Below are 20,520 nucleotides of genomic sequence, written 5' to 3' on the forward strand. Positions count from 1 at the left end.
AAAATGGTGGAGTAGCTAAAATTAAATACATAACAGGGGAGTAGGTATTATATGAAAATCCAAGAAATTCGCGAAATCATCAAATTGGTGGATCAGTCATCCATCGACGAGTTCAGCTATGAATTCGACGGAGTCAAAGTGAAGATGAAGAAAAACTCATCCAACCCTTCACAATCAGCAGCCGTAAAGTCAAAAGCTGTTGAAGAGCCTGCACAGGCACCTGCACCAGCAGCTCCAAAACAAGTTGAAGCAGCTGAAGCTGCACCGACAGAACAGCCGGTGCAAACGGAAGCGCCTGAAACTGGCAACGCGTCAAACGAAGATTTGCACAAAATCCTGTCTCCGATGGTCGGCACTTTCTACCAATCGCCATCACCGGAAGAAGATGCTTATGTAGCTGTCGGAACGAAAGTTTCTGCAGACCAAGTCGTTTGCATCGTTGAAGCGATGAAGCTTTTTAACGAAATCGAAGCAGAAGTGGATGGGGAAATCGCTGAGATCCTAGTCAAAGATGGCCAATTGGTCGAATACGGTCAGCCTTTGTTCCTCGTAAAAGCAAACTAAGGGGGGCTGACGATGATGAAAAAAGTATTGATTGCCAACCGCGGGGAAATCGCCGTTCGGATCATTCGCGCCTGCAAAGAGCTCGATATCCAAACCGTAGCGGTTTATTCAGAAGCGGATAAAGAAGCGCTCCATGTTGAACTAGCCGATGAAGCTTATTGCATCGGGCCGAAACTATCAAAAGACAGCTATTTGAACTTTTCCAATATCATCAGCGTCGCAAAACTGACGAATTGCGACGGCATTCATCCGGGTTATGGCTTTCTTGCCGAAAACTCGAGCTTTGCTGAATTATGCGAAGCGTGCGACATCATGTTCATCGGCCCGACAGCAGCAGCGATTTCGAAAATGGGCACAAAAGATGTAGCCCGTGAAACGATGCGCCAAGCAAACGTACCGGTCGTTCCAGGCTCTACAGGAATTGTCGGAAGCGAAGAGGAAGGCTTGGAAATCGCCGAGAAGATCGGTTTCCCGGTCATCATCAAAGCGACGGCAGGCGGTGGCGGCAAAGGGATCCGCGTGGCGAGAACGCGCGAAGATTTTGTCAAAGGCTTGAATATGACGCAAAAAGAAGCAGCGGCAGCATTCGGCAACCCAGGTGTCTACATCGAAAAATTCATTGAGGATTTCCGCCATATCGAAATCCAGGTGTTAGCCGATTCGCATGGCAATGCCATCCATCTCGGCGAACGTGATTGCTCGATCCAGCGCCGCATGCAAAAACTTGTCGAAGAAGCGCCGTCTCCTGCTTTATCAGCTGAACTGAGAGCAGAAATGGGCGAAGCGGCCGTAAAAGCGGCGCAAGCGGTCAATTACCGTGGCGCTGGGACGGTCGAGTTCATCTTTGATGTAGAAAACCAGAAATTCTACTTTATGGAAATGAACACACGCATCCAAGTGGAACATCCGGTCACCGAAATGATCACGGGCATCGATTTGATCCAGCAGCAGTTGAAAGTCGCTTCCGGCGAGACCCTCGCCTATAAACAGGAAGACGTTACGTTCAAAGGCTGGTCCATCGAATGCCGCATCAACGCCGAAAATCCGCTGAAAAACTTCATGCCTTCTGCAGGGCGTGTGGATATGTACTTGCCGCCAGGCGGCATGGGCGTACGCGTCGATTCAGCGATGTATTCAGGTTATACGATCCCGCCTTATTACGATTCAATGGTGGCTAAGCTCATCACATTCGCCGATACACGCGAAGAGGCCGTGGCCAAGATGAAGCGCGCGCTGGACGAATTCGTAGTGGAAGGCGTCTTCACGACCATTCCATTCCATCTTCGCCTCATGGACCATGAGGTGTTCAAATCCGGGGACTTCAATACGAAATTCCTGGAAAAATACGATGTAATGGGCTCCTGAGGAGGAACATTCAAATGGCAGAAAAAGTAATCCCATATGTAAAAATGAAATCACCCGGTGCTCAGGATCTCGGGAATATCGAAGTTGCCTCGGAAGTGTTGGAAATCATTGCCAGCATCGCTGCGACTGATATCGAAGGCGTTGCCAGCATGCGCGGCAATTTTGCTTCAGGCGTCGTTGAACGTTTGGGCAAAAAAGTCCATGGCAAAGGCATCAAAACCGAACTATCGGACGAAGGCCTGGCGATCGACGTATATTGCGTTATCGATTATGGCGTATCGATCCCGAATACCGCCAAGAAAATTCAGGAACAAGTCCGCCAGACCTTGGAGACCATGACTTCGCTGCAGACGCAGGAAGTGAATGTGCACATTACCGGTATACATTTCGACAATCCCCAAGTGGACTGATAAGCAGGCTGCCCGGACATGCTGATGCATGTGTCGGCCAGCCTTCTTTTTTATGGATGCGCTGCGCCAGCGGTGATTTGTTGGAACATTTCAAACTTGGAAGTTCCGCGCGATTACCTGTATAATGGGGGGATAATCAGCTTGAAAAAGGAGACCGGAATTATGATGAAACGACACGAAGCACGGGAAAAAGCGCTTCAGACGCTATTCCAGCTCGATGGAACCGAATTGACGATTGAAGAAGCGATGGAACATGTCATGGAAGGGGAAACCGACCAGTTCTATAAACTGCTAGTAGAAGGCACCAATAGCAAGCAACAGGAAATCGATGAAAAACTAAAAGGCCATTTGGAAAATTGGTCGCTTGAGCGCTTGCCGAAGGTAGAACGCACCATTTTGCGCATGGCTGTTTTCGAACTTGAATATATGGATGATGCGCCAAGCCGCGTCGTTTTGAACGAAGCGATCGAATTGAGCAAGACCTTCGGGGACGATAAATCAAGCCGTTTCGTCAACGGCGTTCTTTCGAAATTCACTGACCAAACTGCGAACTAATCATTGGAGGAATCTACGTGACTGCTGAATTGATTGATGGAAAAGCCGTAAGCCTGAAAATTAAAGAGCGAGTGCAACAACGTGTAGAGAAACTGAAAACAAACGGAATCACCCCTGGCCTGTCGGTCGTTTTAGTGGGCGATGATTCCGCTTCGCAAACTTATGTCAAAAACAAAAAGAAAACATGTGAATCATTGGGCATGCGTTCGGATCTTCATTTATACCCTGCTTCACTGACCGAGCAAGAACTGCTCGAGAAAATTGATGAATTGAATAACGACCCGGACATACACGGCATTTTGGTGCAATTGCCGCTTCCTGCCCAGATCGATGAATTCAAGATCATCACGGCAATCGCTCCCGAAAAGGACGTCGATGGCTTCCACCCGATTTCTGTCGGCAATTTGATGATCGGCAAGGACACCTTTTTGCCATGTACGCCCCATGGGGTGATGGTGCTCCTTGAGCATTACGGCATCGATCCTGCAGGCAAGCATGCCGTCGTCATTGGCCGCAGCAATATCGTCGGAAAGCCGGTCGGCCAACTGTTGCTGCAAAAAGATGCGACCGTGACCTATTGCCATTCGAAAACACCGGATTTGAAAGCGATGACCCAGCAGGCGGACATCATCATTGCGGCAATCGGCCGTGCGAAGTTCATCGGGGCAGACCATATCAAAGAAGGAGCAGTCGTCATCGATGTCGGCATGAACCGTGACGAAAACGGCAAGCTGTGCGGCGACGTCGATTTCGAGGCGGTGCGCGAACGAGCCAGCTTCATCACGCCTGTACCGGGCGGCGTTGGGCCGATGACCATCGCAATGCTGATGGAAAATACATTGCTGTCGGCTGAAAAAGGATTATCGAAAGACAAAGCTGCCGAAAGCGTGTAAAATGAATAGCAAATAGAGCTGTTTTTCGAAAGAAAGACAGCTTTTTACTTTCTATAGACAGGGGTTGACATTTTGGCGACCGACCCGTACTTAAGTGTTGCAGCGTTAACGAAATACATAAAAAAGAAATTCGATGCCGACCCCCATTTGCGTGATGTCTACGTAAAAGGGGAGCTGTCGAACGTAAAAATCCATACAAGCGGGCATATCTATTTCACGTTGAAAGACCAGAAAGCACGCATGCCGGCTGTCATGTTCTCAGCGAAGGCGAAATCGATGAAATTCCGTCCGGAAAGCGGCATGACCGTCTTGATCCGTGGGGATATCTCCGTGTATGAAGCATCGGGACAATACCAATTATATGCCCAGTCGATGCAGCCTGACGGCATCGGCGATTATTATTTGGCATTTGAACAGTTGAAAGAAAAGCTCAGCAAAGAAGGCTTATTCAATGCTGCGCATAAACAGCAGCTGCCTGAATACCCTGAAAAAGTCGCAGTCATTACGGCACAGACCGGGGCAGCGGTGCGCGACATCATCACGACGCTCAGGCGCCGTTACCCGCTTGCTCGAATCGTGCTGTTTCCGGCACTGGTGCAAGGCCAGGGAGCCGTCCAATCGATCGTCCAATCCATCCAGCAAGCGAACCGTACAGATAGCGACGTCTTGATTGTCGGGCGCGGCGGCGGATCGATCGAAGACTTATGGGCATTCAACGAAGAAGCAGTGGCACGGGCGATTTATGATTCGCGCATTCCGGTCATCTCGGCGGTGGGTCACGAAACCGATACGACGATCGCCGATTTTGTGGCCGATTTGCGCGCAGCCACCCCGACAGCTGCGGCAGAGCTTGCAGTGCCGAGCCGCATCGAACTGCTCGAACGGGTCATGGGGCAGCGCCAAGTGATGTTCCGGCTCCTGTCGAATGATTTGGAACAACGGCGCATCCGTCTGACGCAGCTGCAAAATTCCTATCCGATGGCATACCCGGACCGGCTCTACCGCCCTTTCATCGAACGCATCGAACGGGCAACGGATGCGCTGCAGCGTGAGACCGTGTTGACGGCCAGGCGTTCAAGCGACCGGTTGGCCATGCTTTCACGCCAATTGGAAAATCGCAACCCGTCTGACCGCATCCGCCAGGCTGAACGCGATTTAGCCAGTCTCGGAGACCGGCTCGACCAGCGCATCACCCAAGTTTTCCGGCAGCGGGACCAGCAATTAAAGTCTGCGATCCGGACACTGGATGCGCTCAGCCCTTTGAAGATCATGGACAGGGGCTATGCGATTCCGTTCAAAGAAGGCAAAGTGGTGAAATCAGTGGAACAGTTGAAGCTCGGCGACCGGCTGAGCCTTTCATTGAAAGACGGGGAAGTCGAAACCGTCATCGAAGCGATCAACCCAAAAGATAAGGAGCGCGACTAAATGGCAGAAAATAACATGATGTTCAACGATGCAATGGAGCAGTTGGAGGAAATCGTCAAGCTGCTCGAACAAGGCGATGTGCCGCTCGAAGAAGCGCTGACGCTTTACCAAAAAGGCATGGAGTTATCGAAGCTGTGCCACGATAAATTGAAGAATGCCGAAACCCAGCTGGTGACGATGATGAAAGATGGAAAAGAAGTGCCTGCTGAAATCGAAGGGGAAGGAAATGCGCAATGAACTTAAAACAATTCAGAACCCATTATGAACCGGTCATCCAGCAGGAGATGGCGGAGTTGATCAGGGCATTGGCCGTTCCGGAATCCTTGAAAGAATCGATGCATTATTCATTGCAAGCAGGAGGCAAGCGCATCCGACCGATGCTTGTGCTCGCGACCATGCATGAACAAGGGGCAGCCCACCCGGATGCCTTGAAAGTGGCAGCTGCAATCGAAATGATCCATACATATTCCTTGATCCATGATGATTTGCCGAGCATGGATAATGACGATATGCGGCGCGGCATGCCGACCAACCATAAAGTGTTCGGGGAGGCAGTCGCCATTTTAGCGGGAGATGCCTTGTTGACCTTCAGCTTCGGTATCTTGGCACGGCTCGAAGATGTGTCTGCAGAAGACAAAGTGCGGCTCATCGACTTATTGTCGACAGCGGCTGGTGCAGAAGGCATGGTCGGCGGCCAGGTTCTCGATATTGAAGGGGAAGAAAAGCAGCTGGGCTTGGAACAATTGGAGCAAGTGCATTTATTGAAGACAGGCGCTTTATTGACCTATAGCATCATTTCGGGAGCCATCCTGGCAGGAGCCAGTTCCGAGCAATTGGTGGCGCTTTCAACATTCGGCCGCCATCTCGGATTGGCCTTCCAGATCCAGGATGATATCTTGGATGTAACAGGCACTTCCGAGGAGCTCGGAAAAACAGCCGGTAAGGATGAAACGAGCGATAAAAGCACGTATCCCGGCATATTGACCTTGCCGAAAGCGAAAGAAAAACTGGATTACCACGCACAACAAGCGCTTGATGCGCTTGCGGAACTGCCTGGTGAACAGCAGCTATTGAAAGAATTGACTGAGCTGATCGTCCAGCGAAAAAGCTGAAAATAGGGCTCTTGTTTGTACATTTGCCCTGTCTTGCTATAATATGGGGAGACAACAATACAGGAAAATATAGAAAAAAGGTGTGTGATGGCAAATGGATCTTCATTCGATAACTGGTCCATCTTTCCTAAAAGAGCTGAATCCAGAGCAGTTGGAGCTCTTAAGTGAAGATATCCGTCGATTTCTCATAGAAAATCTTTCGAAAACCGGTGGCCATATCGGCCCGAACCTCGGCGTAGTGGAATTGACGATTGCGCTTCACCGTGTCTTCGATAGCCCAGACGACAAACTGATCTGGGACGTCGGGCATCAGTCCTATGTCCATAAAATTTTGACGGGGCGTGCAGATCAATTCGAGACGCTGCGTAAATTCAAAGGCCTGTGCGGATTCCCGAAACGCAACGAAAGCGATCACGATGTCTGGGAGACCGGTCACAGTTCCACTTCGTTGTCTGCGGCAATGGGCATGGCGGCAGCGCGCGATATTAAAAAAGACAATAATTACGTCATTCCGATCATCGGCGATGGCGCATTGACTGGCGGCATGGCATTTGAGGCGCTAAACCATATCGGGCACGCACAAACCGATATGACCGTTATCCTCAACGATAATGAAATGTCGATCGCACCGAACGTCGGGGCGCTCCATAGCGTACTTGGGCGCATGCGGACAGCCGGAAAATACAATAAAGTCAAAGACGATCTTGAATACTTGCTGAAAAAAGTGCCGGCAGTCGGCGGCAAGCTCGCTTCTACGGCAGAGCGCGTCAAAGATAGCCTGAAATATTTGGTCGTTTCCGGCATGTTCTTCGAAGAACTCGGATTCACATACCTCGGCCCGATTGACGGGCATGACCTCGAGGAGCTTGAAGACAACCTGGAATATGCGAAAAAAACAAAAGGCCCTGTCCTGCTTCACGTCATCACGAAAAAAGGCAAAGGCTATTTGCCGGCTGAACAGGATAAAATCGGCACGTGGCACGGAATTGGGCCCTATAAAATGGAAACGGGCGATTTAGTGAAATCTTCATCCACTGCTCCTTCATGGAGCGGCTTGATCGCTGAAACCACTCGCAAGCTTGCCCGTACCGATGAGCGCATCGTTGCCATTACGCCGGCAATGCCTGTCGGCTCTAAATTGGAAGGGTTTGCCTCTGAGTTTCCTGAGCGCATGTTTGACGTGGGCATCGCTGAGCAGCATGCGACCACGATGGCTGCGGGACTTGCAACGCAAGGAATGAAGCCATTCCTGGCCATTTATTCGACATTCCTGCAGCGTGCGTATGACCAAGTCGTCCACGATATTTGCCGCCAGAACTTGAATGTCTTTATCGGTATCGACCGTTCGGGCCTTGTCGGGGCGGATGGCGAAACGCATCAAGGCGTCTTCGATATCGCCTTCTTGCGCCATCTCCCGAACATGGTCTTGATGATGCCAAAAGACGAAAACGAAGGGCAGCATATGGTGAAAACGGCAATCGATTACAATGGCGGACCGATTGCGTTGCGCTATCCGCGCGGCAACGGCCTCGGAGTACCGATGGACGATGAACTGAAAGCTATCCCAATTGGAAGCTGGGAAGTGTTGGAAAAAGGAAAGGATGCCGTCATTTTGGCATTCGGCACGACGATTCCGATGGCGCTGCATGCTGCTGAGCAATTGCGCGAAGAAGGAATCCAAGTGGAAGTCGTCAACTCACGCTTCATCAAGCCACTGGACGAAGAAATGCTCGCATCGATTTTCGGCCGTAAAGTGCCGGTTCTGACAATCGAGGAAGCGGTCTTGCAAGGCGGTTTCGGGAGCGCGGTACTCGAATACGCGCATGACAACGGCCACGAAGGAGCTGTCATCGACCGCATGGGCATTCCGGATCTCTTTGTTGAACACGGTGATGTGGCCGAGTTGATGGACGAAATCCATCTCAACAGCGACGAAGTGGTCAAAAAGGTGAAAACACGCGTGAAGCAAAATTCACAACAGCAGGAGCGGTCGAACGCTCTATGAATAAAGTGAAAAAAGAACGGGTGGATGTCCTGCTAGTCGAGCGGGGCATTTGCGAAACACGTGAAAAAGCCAAGCGCGCCATCATGGCCGGGGTGATTTTCTCAGGAACTGAACGCCTCGAGAAACCCGGCGAAAAAATCCCTGAAGATGCGCCGCTTGAAAAAAAGGGCAACGATCTGCGTTATGTCAGCCGCGGAGGCTTGAAACTGGAAAAAGCGCTCGCTGAATTCGATGTTGCGGTGGAAGGCAAAATGATGCTCGATATCGGTTCATCGACCGGGGGATTCACCGATTGTGCATTGCAAAACGGTGCCCGCCATGGTTATGCGCTCGATGTCGGCTATAACCAGCTAGCTTGGAAGATCCGGCAAGACCCACGCGTCACCGTCATGGAACGCACCAACTTCCGCCATTCGAAACCTGAAGATTTTCAGGAAGGCTTGCCGGAAGTGGCGACCATTGACGTTTCCTTCATTTCTTTGCGCATTATCCTGCCGGTGCTGAAGACCATTTTGGTCCCGGGAGGCGATTGCATCGCACTCGTTAAGCCGCAGTTTGAGGCAGGGCGCGAGAAAGTCGGCAAAAAAGGCATCGTCCGCGATCCGAAAGTGCATCAGGAAGTGCTGCAAAAAGTAGCTGCTTATGCGGTCGATTGCGGTTTCGAAGTCAAGGCCATGACCCATTCGCCGATTACCGGCGGTGAAGGCAATATCGAGTTTTTATTCCATCTTATTTCCAATGAACAGGCAACAAAAAGTGAATTGCCGGATGCGCATTCGTTCGCTCAAACGGTGGAGCGTGCCCATTCTGCATTCAAGGAAAAACACGCACAATCCGATTAACCGGGCAGGGGAATTCATTCCCTGCCCTTTTTTTCTGTCTTGCTGTTGAAAATGAGTGAAGCTTGCCCATAAGGGGTAAATAGTTCTAGTGGGGCAGGAAGTTTCCTTGTTTTCAAAGTGGTTTAGATGTACGATATAAAGTATATGGAATAATTATTCACTCAAGGGGGAGCACCATGAATAAAGGACAACGTCATATCAAAATCCGCGACTTGATTTCAAATCGCGAAATCGAAACGCAAGATGATTTGGTCGACTTATTGAAAGCTGCGGGCTATGAAGTGACGCAAGCGACCGTTTCTCGCGATATCAAGGAACTGCATTTGGTGAAAGTCCCATTGCAGGATGGGCGCTATAAATACAGCTTGCCGGCGGACCAGCGCTTTAACCCAATGCAAAAACTGCACCGTGCGCTCACCGATGCGTTCGTCAGCATCGATGGGGCCAGTCATTTTTTGGTCATGAAAACCTTGCCGGGCAATGCCCATGCGATCGGTTCGTTGATCGACCATTTGGATTGGGAAGAAATTTTAGGGACCATTTGCGGGGATGATACGTGTTTAATCATTTGCCGTGACGTGGAACACCGCGAAGTGCTGAAACAGCGTTTGATTGAAATGCTTTAATTAAAGAGGTGGATGTATATGCTGCGAGAATTGGATATCCGCAATTTTGCGATTATCGATACATTATCGGTCAGTTTTACAGAAGGCATGACAGTTTTGACAGGGGAAACCGGTGCCGGGAAATCGATCATCATCGATGCCGTGCACTTACTAGCCGGAGGGCGAGGAAGCCAGGAATTCATTCGCCACGGGGCCCAAAAAGCTGAGATTGAAGGCTTGTTCCACATCGAAAGCGAAAAGCATCCGGTGCATAAAAAACTGGATGATTTCGGGATCCAGGCGAGCGACGGCGATGTTTTGCTGCGCCGCGAGCTGAACGGCAAAGGCAAGAACGTCTGCCGCATCAACGGCAAACTCGTGACCATTTCCATTTTGCGCGAAGTGGGGGCTGCGTTGATCGACATCCACGGCCAGCACGAGACGCAGGAGTTGATGGATGAAAAGCAGCATCTTCATCTATTGGATCAATTTGCCGGGAAATTATTGACCAAAGCCAAAGAAGGCTATAGCCATACATTTGATAAATATACGAAATTGAAACGTGAATTTGCCAGCTATAATGAAAACGAGCAGCAAATCGCACAGCGCATCGACTTATTGACATTCCAATTGCGTGAAATCGAAGAAGCCCAGCTCGTGCCGGGGGAAGAAGAAACTTTGCTGGAAGAACGCAAACGACTGCAGAATTTCACCAAAATCTTCGAGTCGATTTCACAAGCCCATGAAGCGATTCAAGGGGAGTCGAAAGGGCTGGATTGGGTCGGCAATGCGATGAGCGAACTGGAACACGCAGCCGCGGTCGATGAACAATTCCAGGAAGCGTCGGAATCGGTTGCAGGGGCGTTTTATCAGCTTCAGGACACGTCGACGGAAATCAAGCGCATACTGGATCAATTGGAATTCGACCCGGAGCGTCTCAACGAAATCGAACAGCGCCTGGCATTATTGCAATCCTTGAAACGCAAATACGGCGCATCGGTCGAAGACATGCTATTGTATCAGGAAGAGCAAGCGGACGAACTCGATAAATTGCTAAACCGCGACCAGCGTCTGCGCCTCGATCAGGAGAAATTAAAGGAATTGACTGAGGATTTGCGCATCGAAGCGGAAGAACTGACGATGCTAAGAAAGCAGGCGGCTGCCAAATTGTCGAAAGCCATCATGGAGCAGCTAAAAGAGCTCCATATGGGCAAAGCTTCATTTTCGGTGCAATTCAACTTGCTGCCAAAAGGAAAGTTCGACCGTTTCGGCCAGGACAGCATCGCATTCCATATCTCAACGAATGTCGGGGAACCTTTGAAGCCGCTGACGAAAGTCGCTTCAGGCGGTGAATTGTCGCGTATGATGCTCGCGCTGAAGACAATTTTTTCCAAACACCAAGGTATCACATCGATCATTTTCGATGAAGTCGATACAGGAGTCAGCGGACGCGTGGCGCAGGCAATTGCCGAGAAAATTGCTGCCATCGCCCGTCATTCCCAAGTGCTGTGCATTTCCCATTTGCCGCAAGTCGCCGCCATGGCAGACCAGCATTTGTTTATTGAGAAAAAAGTATCGAAAGACCGCACGACTACATCGGTGAAAGAACTGGCAGGGCGCAAACGCACTGAAGAAATGAGCCGCATGCTGTCAGGGGCGGAAATCACCGAATTGACCTTGCAGCATGCTGACGAATTGCTGACTTTGGCGAGGGACCGGAAGCTGTTGATGAAATAAGGGACCGGAGCCTGTATTTTAGGAGAGAAAATTATGGAGAAAATCAAAATCGCCATTGCCGATGACAACCGTGAGCTCGTGGAGTTGATGACTGAGTTTCTTGAATCGCAGCCAAATATGGAAGTGGTGGGCGTTGCGTACGATGGCAGGGAATGCATCGGCATCCTGGAACAGACCGAAGCGGATATTTTGCTTCTCGACATCATCATGCCGTATCTCGATGGGATTGCCGTGCTTGATGTTCTGCGTTCCGATGAGCGAATGAGCAAGATCCACGTCATCATGCTTTCGGCATTCGGCCAGGAGTCGATCATGAGCCAAGCGGCTGACTACGGGGCTTCCTATTTTATCATGAAGCCGTTCGAAACCGAGCGACTGGTCGTCCAGATTAACCACATTATGAAAAACGGAGACCAAACAGCGAAGAGCGGCATGGTGACAAAAGACGAGCTCATCACCTTGAGATTGAAAGACATCGGCGTGCCGCCACATTTGAAAGGCTATATGTATTTGAAAGCGGCCGTATCAATCGTCGTTGATGAACCTTCCGCACTTGGCAAAGTGACAAAAGAGCTGTACCCGAAAATCGCCTTGAAATTCGATACGACGGCGGCGCGGGTGGAAAGATCGATCCGCCATGCCATCGGGCAAGTATGGGTGCGCAGCGAGTCCGTCGCGCATATTGCTAGCGTGTTCGGCTATAGTGAATCGCACCTCCAGTCGAAGCCGTCCAATTCCGAATTCATCGCCATGATCGTCGACAGCCTTGGCACAAACGAATAATCATAGTTACCGACCGTCGCCTGTGAATGGCTTCGGTTTTTTTTGCGCGACAGCGCATCAGTAATAAATGTATTAAACTACATAAGGTTATATAGAAAAATCAAAAAACGCCCACAAGAAAGCCCCACACTTGCAGCTAGTTCATGAGATGATAAAATAAATTATTAAAGCTAGGTCCTATCCAGAAAAGGGGAGGAAGCTATGTCTGAAATTGAAATTTATGCGCATCGCGGGGCCTCGGGGCATGCGCTTGAAAATACATGGCAAGCATTTGAATTGGCGCATCAATTGCAAGTCGGCATCGAGCTTGATATCCAGATGACACGGGATGGCATCGCGATCGTTTACCATGACGATCAATTAAAGCGATTGGCGGGCACTCAAGCGGATATTCATAAAATGCCGTACGAATCGCTGAAGTCGTTATCGATCCGCAAAAGGTTCAAGCGTTTTGGGCGCCATTCGATTCCACTGGCCTTTGAAGTGATCGACTGGGCGAAAAAGAAAGGCATTCCGCTAAATATCGAGTTGAAGTCATCGGTTTCTAGGCATCCCGAGGGTGCTGAGATTGTCTGCGCGTTGTTGGAAGGGGCGGAAGATGTGCATCTCTCTTCTTTTGATGCGGAACTTCTTAAAAAGATGAAAAGTTTGATGCCGCATATTGAGATAGCGTGGATCTTGAAACGCGCCGTGCAGTGGAACGAGCTGGAGAATTGCCAGTGGCTCGACAGCTTCCACTTCCATAAGAGGTTCCATAAGCCAAAATGGATCGAACCGATTGCCGGAATGGGTAAACAGGTGCGGCTATATGGCATATCAGGACATGAACGCATTCTGCGTAAACTTCACCCTTCGGTCAAAGGGATCATCACAGACTATCCTGCGCGCGTAAAAGCTGTATGGGCGCAGGAAACCACCAAATTACAACCGTAACAACGAAAAAGAACGCCAGGAATTTTAGTCCCTGGCGTTCTTTTTAATTTGTTCAAATGCCTGCAGTCATTTATCGCTTTTGGAACCGTTCAGACACATTGCCTTTTTTACGGTCGCGGTTCAATAGGAAACCAGCAAAGAAACCGATGCCGATTACTGTAAAAAGCGTCCCGAGCGTGAATTGCATCCAAAGAGCCGGATACGGCTCGAGCAATTTATTAAAAAGGGTATCCCGCATTAATTTGATGCCGTAAGCGGCCATGACGCCGGGAATGAGCAAAATGATAAATGCAATCAATCGTCCCATCTATTCCACATCCTTCATGTTCCATTGTTTCCAATCCACTCAAAGTTGTCAAGAATTGTCCCCTGCGGTAGGCTAGAAATATGTGTGCAGCTCATTGCACGAATCGGGACAGAAAGGTTTGAAGAGAATTGCAAAAAGTGATCATTATTGGCGGAGGGATTGGCGGGTCCGCGATATTAAAGTTGCTCGTCGAATCTGGATGGTTTCACGTCGAAGGTGTCGCAGATATTCACGAGGATGCACCAGCGTTAAAACAAGCTGAAAAATTCCACATTGCCACCGGCACCGATTATCGCGAGTTGCCGAAAACGGTCGACATCGTCTTTAATGTAACCGGCGACGACGACTTGACGCAGCGGCTGCGCCGCTATTATCCCCCTCGGACCGTCATTATTCCAGGCAGCGTCGCGAACATCTTTGTCCGCCTGATGGATGAAAAAGAGCATTACATCAATCGACTGAGCAACGAGAGCCATAAAGGATCGATCATTTTTAATTCAATCGATGAAGGTATGGTCGGCATTGATCTGGATAACCACATCAATTTCATCAACCGCAGTGCCGCACGCATGCTTTCGGTCAAGCAGGATGAAGCCATCGGGCGCCATATCCACGAATTGATTTCGATGAGCGAATTACCGAGGATCATCGAGACGGGCAGGACGGAATTGAATCGGGAGCTTGAACTGAAAGACGGATCGAAAATCGTCACGAGCCGTTTCCCGATGATCGATGAAACCGGCGAATTAATCGGTGCCTTCGCGGTGTTCAAGGACATCACGGAAGTGGTTTCGCTTGCTGAGGAAATTACCGACTTGAAAGAAATCCAGACAATGCTGCAAGCAATCATCCAATCCAGCGACGATGCCATTTCGGTGGTGGACGAAAAAGGCAATGGCCTGCTTGTCAATCCGGCCTATACAAGAATCACGGGTCTTGAGATGGAGCAAGTGATCGGCCGCCCAGCATCTGCAGACATTTCGGAAGGCGAAAGCATGCACTTTAAAGCCTTGCAAACCCGAAAGCCCGTGCGTGGCGTTAATTTGAAAGTCGGCCCGGCCAAGCGGGAAGTCATCGTCAATGTGGCACCGATTATCGTCGACAATCAGCTGAAGGGGAGTGTCGGGGTCATCCATGACACGACAGAAATTCGCTCTCTCATGAAAGAGCTGGACCGGGCGAGAAGCATCATCCGGACGCTTGAGTCGAAATATACATTCGACGACATCATCGGCTTATCCCCTGAAATGCAATTATCGCTGCAGCAAGCGAAACTAGCTGCACAGACGCTTGTGACGGTGCTGCTGCGCGGGGAGTCTGGAACGGGCAAAGAATTATTCGCCCATGCGATCCACAGCGCCAGCGAGCGCCAATTCAATAAATTTGTCCGCGTCAATTGCGCTGCGGTGTCGAGTGAGCAGCTCGATGCCGAACTGTTCGGCTACGAAGAAGGTGCGACGATTGAACACCGGACGGGAGCGAAGCGAGGATTATTGGAAGAGGCGAACAACGGCAGCATCTTTCTCGATGAGATCGGGGAGTTGTCACCGCAGATCCAAAGCAAATTGCTCCGTGTATTGCAAGAACACGAAACGATGCGGATTGGCGGGACCAAGCCGATCCCGGTCAATGTCCGTGTCATCGCTTCGACCAATGCCAATATGGAAAAAGCGCTGCTTGACGGGACCTTCCGTGAAGATTTGTATTACCGGCTGAACCGCATGCCGATCTTGATTCCTCCGCTTCGTAGCAGGAAACAGGATATTCCGCGCATCGTCGACCGGCTGCTGTTGAAGCTTAACCAGGAATACGGGCGCAACGTCGAAAATGTTTCGGAGAAAGCTTTGCAATTTTTGAAAATGTACGATTGGCCAGGCAATGTGAGGGAACTGGAAAACATTTTGAGCCGCTCGATGATCTTTATGCAAATGAACGACAAAACGATGACAGATGAGCATATCCCCCTGAATATGCTGAAGGCAAAAGAAGCGAAGAACGAAGTGATTATTCCGGCATCTGCGCCATTGCAAGAACAGTTGGAAACGGTTGAACGCGGCATCCTTCATCGTGCACTCGAAGAGGCAAAAGGGAACAAATCAAAAACCGCCAAGCAGCTTCAGATTTCCTTGCGCACTTTATACTATAAATTGGAAAAATTCGGACTACTATAAGGTTTTGCAACTCTTTGCAAGGTTTTGCAAGAATTTGCAAAGAGAACTGCCGTATTTTGCAAATAAAACGCTTACATCCCTTATATCTCAAGCTTTCTTCTGTTTTAATTAAAAAGAATGAGGTGATAGATATGACCACTTTGCAGAACATCGTCGATGAAATCGACTTGCAGGACGAGCATGCAGTCGCAGTTGCAGCAGCAGCTGACCACGCAGTAATGGAAGCCATTTCATTAGCGCTCGACCAAAACCTCGCAAGCTTTCATCTATACGATGACGAAGCAACATTGAAGCAATTAATCGCAGCTGATTTCCCGCATTTGAAAGGGCATCCAAAACTGGCGCTCCATCATGTGAATGGCCCTCAGCAAGCGGCTAAAGAAGCGGTAAGGGCTGTCTTCATGAATGACGCCAGCGTCTTGATGAAAGGGCATATTCCGACCGCTACTTTGATGAAAGCGGCACTTAACGCGGATTACGGCCTTCGCACAGGCTCGGTACTGTCCCACGTGGCGGCTTTTGAAGTCGAAGGCTATGACCGGCTCATTTTCGTCACCGACGCCGGCATGAACCTCGAACCGTCGCTTCAGGAAAAAGCCCAGATTATCCGCAATGCCGTCCAGGTGGCGCGGGCAACTGGTGTCGAATTGCCGATCGTGGCGGCGCTGGCGGCGGTAGAAATCGTCAATCCTGCAATGCAGGCGACCTTGGATGCTGCAGCACTGACCGCCATGAACAAGCGCGGGCAGATCACCGATTGCATCGTTGACGGGCCACTCGCCTTGGACAATGCAATCTCCGTCGAAGCGGCAAAGCATAAACGCATTGAAGGGGATACGGCAGGGCACGCAGACATTTTGCTAGTGCCGAATATCGAAGCCGGCAACATCCTCTATAAATCGCTCGTCTATTTTTCCAAAGCCAAAGTCGGTGGCATTATCGCGGGTGCTAAAGCACCGATCGTGTTGACATCGCGCGCCGACAGTTCAGAAAGTAAATTATTTTCCCTCGCTCTAGCCTTGCGCTCAGCGACTTTATAAAAAGCAGCATGTATCCAAGGGGAACCTTGCTAATTGACTGCTACTAACCGAATCTATAAAAACTATAAAGCTTACACTATTAGGAGGAATTTACTATGGAAATTTTCAAAAAGATGGAAGAACACGATTACGAGCAATTGGTATTTTGCCAAGATAAAAACTCTGGACTTAAAGCCATCATCTGTATCCATGATACAACGCTTGGGCCAGCACTTGGCGGCACGCGCATGTGGAACTACGAAACAGAAGAAGAAGCGATTGAAGACGCGATTCGCCTTGGCCGCGGCATGACATACAAAAACGCTGCAGCCGGACTCAACCTTGGCGGCGGCAAAACCGTTATCATCGGCGACCCATTGAAAGACAAAAACGAAGAAATGTTCCGCGCTTTTGGCCGTTTCATCCAAGGGTTGAACGGACGTTACATCACAGCTGAAGATGTTGGAACGACTGTTGCTGACATGGACATGATCCATGAAGAAACAGATTTCGTCACAGGTATCTCACCGGCATTCGGTTCATCAGGCAACCCATCCCCAGTGACTGCTTACGGCGCATACATCGGCATGAAAGCGGCCGCTATGGAAGCTTACGGCGACGATTCACTAGAAGGCAAAACAATAGCAGTACAAGGCGTCGGAAACGTTGCTTACCCGCTATGCGAATACTTGCACAAAGAAGGCGCGAAATTAATTGTCACTGACATCAACAAAGAAGCGGTTCAACGTGCTGTTGAAGCATTCGGAGCTACGGCTGTCGAGCCAAACGAAATCTATTCGGTAGAGGCGGATATCTTCGCCCCTTGTGCTATGGGTGCCATCATCAACGATGAGACGATTCCACAATTGAAAGTGAAAGTGGTCGCAGGATCTGCCAATAACCAATTGAAAGAACAGCGTCACGGCGATGAGCTCGAAGCACGCGGCATCGTTTATGCACCAGACTTCGTTATCAACTCAGGCGGCGTCATCAACGTAGCGGATGAGCTTTACGGCTACAACAACGAACGTGCGATGAAACGCGTCGAAACGATCTACGACAGCATTACACGCATTTTTGAAATTGCCAAACGTGACGGAATTCCAAGCTATATTGCAGCTGATCGTATGGCGGAAGAGCGTATTGAGCGCGTACGCAACTCAAGAAGCCAATTCTTGCGCAACGGCCACGGCCATGACATTTTAAGCAGACGCTAAGATTGAAGGAAGAAACGGAGGAATCGATGTGCAAAAACAGCTGAATCGAATTCTGGTCATTAACCCCGGCTCAACTTCGACAAAGATCGGCGTTTTTGACAACGATGTCCAGATCCTTGAAAAGACTATCCGCCACTCGACAGAAGAGCTGGCGGATTTCCCTGCCATTATTGACCAGTTTCAATTTCGAAAACAAACTATATTAGAAGCGCTTGATGAGGAAGGCATGAATGTCTCGAAACTTTCGGCGGTATGCGGAAGAGGCGGATTGCTGCGCCCGATCGAAGGCGGTACCTACGTTGTCAACGAAGCGATGCTAGAAGACTTGCGTGAAGGCTATTCTGGCCAACACGCTTCCAATCTCGGCGGCATTATCGCTCATGAAATTGCCGAAGGGCTCAACATCCCGGCATTTATCGTCGATCCTGTCGTTGTCGATGAATTGTCGCCAATCGCACGCATTTCCGGCTTTTCATTGATTGAACGAAAATCGATTTTTCATGCCTTGAACCAAAAGGCAGTTGCAAGACGCTACGCCAAAGAAACAGGGCGTGCTTATAAAGACTTGCGCCTTATCGTTACACATATGGGCGGCGGCATCACGGTCGGGGTTCATGAAGATGGCAAAGTTGTCGACGTTAATAACGGCTTGCATGGCGACGGCCCTTTCAGCCCCGAGCGGGCAGGAACCGTTCCAGCGGGCGATTTGGTCGAATTGTGTTTTTCCGGGCAATATTACCGCCACGAAATCATGAAAAAACTAGTCGGGCAAGGCGGATTAGTTGGCTATCTTGGCACGAATGATGCCGTGACGGTCGAAAAACGCATCCAAAAAGGCGATAAAGAAGCAGCGTTGGTTTACGATGCGATGGCTTATCAAGTCGCGCGGGAAATCGGTTCTGCAAGCGCCGTGTTAAAAGGGCAAGTCGATGCCATCATCTTAACGGGTGGCCTCGCTTATGGAAAAGACTTCGTTAAAGCGATTTCAGACCGGATTTCCTGGATCGCCGATGTCGTGGTCCATCCTGGAGAAAATGAACTGCAAGCGCTCGCAGAAGGCGCTAGCCGGGTTCTCGACGGCGAAGAACAAGCGCGAATCTATCCAAACGGTTAACATTCCAAAGGAGGAATACCCAATGGCTCAAAATTACGATGTCGTCATTCTAGGCGGCGGTACGGGCGGCTATGTAGCGGCAATCCGCTCAGCCCAGCTCGGCCTCAAAACTGCGATTGTCGAAAAGGGCAAACTGGGCGGTACATGCCTGCACCAAGGCTGCATCCCGAGTAAAGCATTGCTCCGCAGTGCAGAAGTATATGCAACGACAAAAAACCATGCTGCCGATTTTGGCGTCAATACCGGTGAAGTATCGCTCGATTTCTCACGTGTGCAACAGCGCAAACAAGGAATCGTCGACCAGCTTCATGCAGGTGTACAAGGCTTGATGAAAAAAGGCAAAATCGATGTGTACGAAGGCATCGGCCGCATTCTCGGCCCATCGATCTTCTCGCCAAACCCAGGGACCATTTCAGTTGAAATGAACAACGGGGAAGAAAACGAAATGCTTATCCCGAATAATGTCATCATCGCGACCGGTTCACGCCCGCGGACATTACCGGGACTTGATATCGATGGAGAGTTGGTCATGAGTTCTGAAGAAGCACTCGCGATGGCCGAACTGCCAAAATCCATTTTGATCGTCGGAGGTGGCGTCATCGGAATCGAATGGGCTTCAATGCTTAACGATTTCGGCGTCGAAGTGACGGTTCTCGAATACGCAGACCGTATCGTGCCGACTGAAGACAAAGACATTTCTAAAGAAATGCAGAAGTTATTGAAGAAAAAAGGCGTAAAATTCGCAACTAGCGCGAAAGTCTTGCCGGAAACCGTTGAAAAAGGCGAAGGCCAAGTGTCGATCCAAGCAGAAATCAACGGCAGCAACGAAACATTCAGTGCTGAAAAAATGCTCGTGTCGGTCGGGCGCCAAGCCAATGTCGAAAATATCGGGATTGAAAATACGGATATTCTCGTCGAAAAAGGCTTTATCCAAGTGAAGAACACGTTCCAGACGAAAGAATCCCATATTTACGCAATCGGTGATGTCATTGGCGGCATGCAACTTGCTCACGTGGCTTCTCACGAAGGCATTACTGCGGTTGAGCATATTAAAGGCAATGCGCCACATGCCATCAACTACGACCTTGTGTCACGCTGCATCTATTCGAATCCCGAAGCGGCAAGTGTGGGTATTACGGAAGACCAAGCAAAAGAGCAAGGCTACGATGTGAAAACCGGAAAATTCTCATTCAAGGCGATCGGCAAAGCGCTGGTCTACGGAGAGTCGGATGGTTTCGTGAAAATCATTGCAGACAAAGAAACAAACGATATCCTTGGCGTCCATATGATCGGGCCGCATGTAACGGACATGATCTCAGAAGCCGGACTTGCCATGGTACTTGACGCAACGCCTTGGGAAATTGCAGAGACAATCCACCCGCACCCGACGCTTTCAGAAGTCATGGGCGAAGCGGCACTAGCAGTAGACGGCAAAGCGATCCATAGTTAAAGGAGGAAATTCA

At 49.9% G+C, this 20,520-nt stretch carries 20 protein-coding genes; 19 read left to right on the forward strand and 1 reads right to left on the reverse strand.

Annotation, left to right across the window (positions count from 1 at the left end; translation table 11 throughout):
• Positions 1 to 51 precede the first annotated feature (51 nt).
• The 14 genes from accB to ON064_RS00990 all read left to right on the forward strand — a co-directional run bounded on the left by accB (position 52) and on the right by ON064_RS00990 (position 13,229).
• Positions 52 to 564: an acetyl-CoA carboxylase biotin carboxyl carrier protein gene (gene accB / locus ON064_RS00925; protein WP_274623230.1), complete on the forward strand. Its 513-nt coding sequence runs from the start codon at positions 52 to 54 to the stop codon at positions 562 to 564.
• Between the two features lie 12 nt (positions 565 to 576).
• Positions 577 to 1,929 carry an acetyl-CoA carboxylase biotin carboxylase subunit gene (gene accC / locus ON064_RS00930; RefSeq protein ID WP_058380878.1) on the forward strand — a complete coding sequence of 451 codons (1,353 nt, stop codon included), beginning with the start codon at positions 577 to 579 and terminating at the stop codon, positions 1,927 to 1,929.
• A 14-nt stretch (positions 1,930 to 1,943) separates the two neighbouring features.
• Positions 1,944 to 2,339 carry an Asp23/Gls24 family envelope stress response protein gene (locus ON064_RS00935; RefSeq protein WP_058380877.1) on the forward strand — a complete coding sequence of 132 codons (396 nt, stop codon included), beginning with the start codon at positions 1,944 to 1,946 and terminating at the stop codon, positions 2,337 to 2,339.
• A gap of 165 nt (positions 2,340 to 2,504) precedes the next feature.
• The gene (nusB, locus tag ON064_RS00940; protein WP_274623259.1) at positions 2,505 to 2,894 is read left to right on the forward strand and encodes a transcription antitermination factor NusB; all 390 of its coding nucleotides are present in this window, start codon (positions 2,505 to 2,507) and stop codon (positions 2,892 to 2,894) included.
• Between the two features lie 17 nt (positions 2,895 to 2,911).
• The gene (folD, locus tag ON064_RS00945; RefSeq protein ID WP_274623231.1) at positions 2,912 to 3,787 is read left to right on the forward strand and encodes a bifunctional methylenetetrahydrofolate dehydrogenase/methenyltetrahydrofolate cyclohydrolase FolD; all 876 of its coding nucleotides are present in this window, start codon (positions 2,912 to 2,914) and stop codon (positions 3,785 to 3,787) included.
• Positions 3,788 to 3,859: 72 nt separating this feature from the next.
• Positions 3,860 to 5,212 carry an exodeoxyribonuclease VII large subunit gene (xseA, locus tag ON064_RS00950; protein WP_274623232.1) on the forward strand — a complete coding sequence of 451 codons (1,353 nt, stop codon included), beginning with the start codon at positions 3,860 to 3,862 and terminating at the stop codon, positions 5,210 to 5,212.
• Positions 5,213 to 5,449, forward strand: a complete 237-nt coding sequence (gene xseB, locus ON064_RS00955; protein WP_058380874.1) for an exodeoxyribonuclease VII small subunit — start codon at positions 5,213 to 5,215, stop codon at positions 5,447 to 5,449.
• Positions 5,446 to 6,324: a polyprenyl synthetase family protein gene (locus ON064_RS00960; RefSeq protein WP_274623233.1), complete on the forward strand. Its 879-nt coding sequence runs from the start codon at positions 5,446 to 5,448 to the stop codon at positions 6,322 to 6,324. The genes xseB and ON064_RS00960 overlap by 4 nt, the downstream gene beginning before the upstream one ends.
• Positions 6,325 to 6,418: 94 nt before the next feature.
• Positions 6,419 to 8,329 (forward strand): 1-deoxy-D-xylulose-5-phosphate synthase, encoded by a 1,911-nt coding sequence (dxs, locus tag ON064_RS00965; protein WP_274623234.1) that lies wholly within the window; start codon positions 6,419 to 6,421, stop codon positions 8,327 to 8,329.
• On the forward strand, positions 8,326 to 9,171 hold the full coding sequence (locus tag ON064_RS00970) for a TlyA family RNA methyltransferase (protein ID WP_274623235.1): 846 nt from the start codon (positions 8,326 to 8,328) through the stop codon (positions 9,169 to 9,171). Before dxs ends, ON064_RS00970 begins: the two co-directional genes overlap by 4 nt.
• 176 nt (positions 9,172 to 9,347) lie before the next feature.
• The gene (ahrC, locus tag ON064_RS00975; protein ID WP_058380870.1) at positions 9,348 to 9,797 is read left to right on the forward strand and encodes a transcriptional regulator AhrC/ArgR; all 450 of its coding nucleotides are present in this window, start codon (positions 9,348 to 9,350) and stop codon (positions 9,795 to 9,797) included.
• Between the two features lie 18 nt (positions 9,798 to 9,815).
• Positions 9,816 to 11,513 (forward strand): DNA repair protein RecN, encoded by a 1,698-nt coding sequence (gene recN, locus ON064_RS00980; protein WP_121299933.1) that lies wholly within the window; start codon positions 9,816 to 9,818, stop codon positions 11,511 to 11,513.
• Positions 11,514 to 11,546: 33 nt separating this feature from the next.
• A complete protein-coding gene (spo0A, locus tag ON064_RS00985) occupies positions 11,547 to 12,296 on the forward strand; it encodes a sporulation transcription factor Spo0A (RefSeq protein WP_274623236.1) in 750 nt (249 codons plus the stop codon).
• 201 nt (positions 12,297 to 12,497) lie between these two features.
• A complete protein-coding gene (locus tag ON064_RS00990) occupies positions 12,498 to 13,229 on the forward strand; it encodes a glycerophosphodiester phosphodiesterase (RefSeq protein ID WP_274623237.1) in 732 nt (243 codons plus the stop codon).
• Positions 13,230 to 13,299: 70 nt separating this feature from the next.
• Here ON064_RS00990 and ON064_RS00995 read toward each other — a convergent pair whose 3' ends face one another.
• Positions 13,300 to 13,536, reverse strand: a complete 237-nt coding sequence (locus ON064_RS00995) for a DUF2627 domain-containing protein (protein ID WP_101190263.1) — start codon at positions 13,534 to 13,536, stop codon at positions 13,300 to 13,302.
• A 128-nt stretch (positions 13,537 to 13,664) separates the two neighbouring features.
• Here ON064_RS00995 and ON064_RS01000 point away from each other — a divergent pair, with 128 nt between their 5' ends.
• The 5 genes from ON064_RS01000 (at position 13,665) to lpdA (ending at position 20,507) form a co-directional block, all read left to right on the forward strand.
• Positions 13,665 to 15,707: a sigma-54 interaction domain-containing protein gene (locus ON064_RS01000; RefSeq protein WP_274623238.1), complete on the forward strand. Its 2,043-nt coding sequence runs from the start codon at positions 13,665 to 13,667 to the stop codon at positions 15,705 to 15,707.
• A 107-nt stretch (positions 15,708 to 15,814) separates the two neighbouring features.
• Positions 15,815 to 16,747 (forward strand): phosphate butyryltransferase, encoded by a 933-nt coding sequence (gene yqiS / locus ON064_RS01005; protein ID WP_274623260.1) that lies wholly within the window; start codon positions 15,815 to 15,817, stop codon positions 16,745 to 16,747.
• A gap of 95 nt (positions 16,748 to 16,842) precedes the next feature.
• Positions 16,843 to 17,943 (forward strand): Leu/Phe/Val dehydrogenase, encoded by a 1,101-nt coding sequence (locus tag ON064_RS01010; RefSeq protein ID WP_274623239.1) that lies wholly within the window; start codon positions 16,843 to 16,845, stop codon positions 17,941 to 17,943.
• Positions 17,944 to 17,971: 28 nt separating this feature from the next.
• A complete protein-coding gene (buk, locus tag ON064_RS01015; protein WP_274623240.1) occupies positions 17,972 to 19,057 on the forward strand; it encodes a butyrate kinase in 1,086 nt (361 codons plus the stop codon).
• A gap of 22 nt (positions 19,058 to 19,079) precedes the next feature.
• Complete coding sequence (gene lpdA / locus ON064_RS01020; protein ID WP_274623241.1) at positions 19,080 to 20,507, forward strand: dihydrolipoyl dehydrogenase; 1,428 nt, start codon at positions 19,080 to 19,082, stop codon at positions 20,505 to 20,507.
• The last annotated feature ends 13 nt before the right edge of the window (positions 20,508 to 20,520 follow it).

The sequence above is a fragment of the Planococcus sp. A6 genome, assembly GCF_028823615.1.
In the GTDB taxonomy this organism is placed as follows: domain Bacteria; phylum Bacillota; class Bacilli; order Bacillales_A; family Planococcaceae; genus Planococcus.

Coding starts and splice junctions, on each gene's coding strand:
- accB (WP_274623230.1), top strand. CDS start 52: ATGAAAATCCAAGAAATTCGCGAAATCATCAAATTGGTGGATCAGTCA.
- accC (WP_058380878.1), top strand. CDS start 577: ATGATGAAAAAAGTATTGATTGCCAACCGCGGGGAAATCGCCGTTCGG.
- ON064_RS00935 (WP_058380877.1), top strand. CDS start 1,944: ATGGCAGAAAAAGTAATCCCATATGTAAAAATGAAATCACCCGGTGCT.
- nusB (WP_274623259.1), top strand. CDS start 2,505: ATGAAACGACACGAAGCACGGGAAAAAGCGCTTCAGACGCTATTCCAG.
- xseB (WP_058380874.1), top strand. CDS start 5,213: ATGGCAGAAAATAACATGATGTTCAACGATGCAATGGAGCAGTTGGAG.
- ON064_RS00960 (WP_274623233.1), top strand. CDS start 5,446: ATGAACTTAAAACAATTCAGAACCCATTATGAACCGGTCATCCAGCAG.
- dxs (WP_274623234.1), top strand. CDS start 6,419: ATGGATCTTCATTCGATAACTGGTCCATCTTTCCTAAAAGAGCTGAAT.
- ON064_RS00970 (WP_274623235.1), top strand. CDS start 8,326: ATGAATAAAGTGAAAAAAGAACGGGTGGATGTCCTGCTAGTCGAGCGG.
- ahrC (WP_058380870.1), top strand. CDS start 9,348: ATGAATAAAGGACAACGTCATATCAAAATCCGCGACTTGATTTCAAAT.
- recN (WP_121299933.1), top strand. CDS start 9,816: ATGCTGCGAGAATTGGATATCCGCAATTTTGCGATTATCGATACATTA.
- spo0A (WP_274623236.1), top strand. CDS start 11,547: ATGGAGAAAATCAAAATCGCCATTGCCGATGACAACCGTGAGCTCGTG.
- ON064_RS00990 (WP_274623237.1), top strand. CDS start 12,498: ATGTCTGAAATTGAAATTTATGCGCATCGCGGGGCCTCGGGGCATGCG.
- ON064_RS00995 (WP_101190263.1), bottom strand. CDS start 13,536: ATGGGACGATTGATTGCATTTATCATTTTGCTCATTCCCGGCGTCATG.
- ON064_RS01010 (WP_274623239.1), top strand. CDS start 16,843: ATGGAAATTTTCAAAAAGATGGAAGAACACGATTACGAGCAATTGGTA.
- lpdA (WP_274623241.1), top strand. CDS start 19,080: ATGGCTCAAAATTACGATGTCGTCATTCTAGGCGGCGGTACGGGCGGC.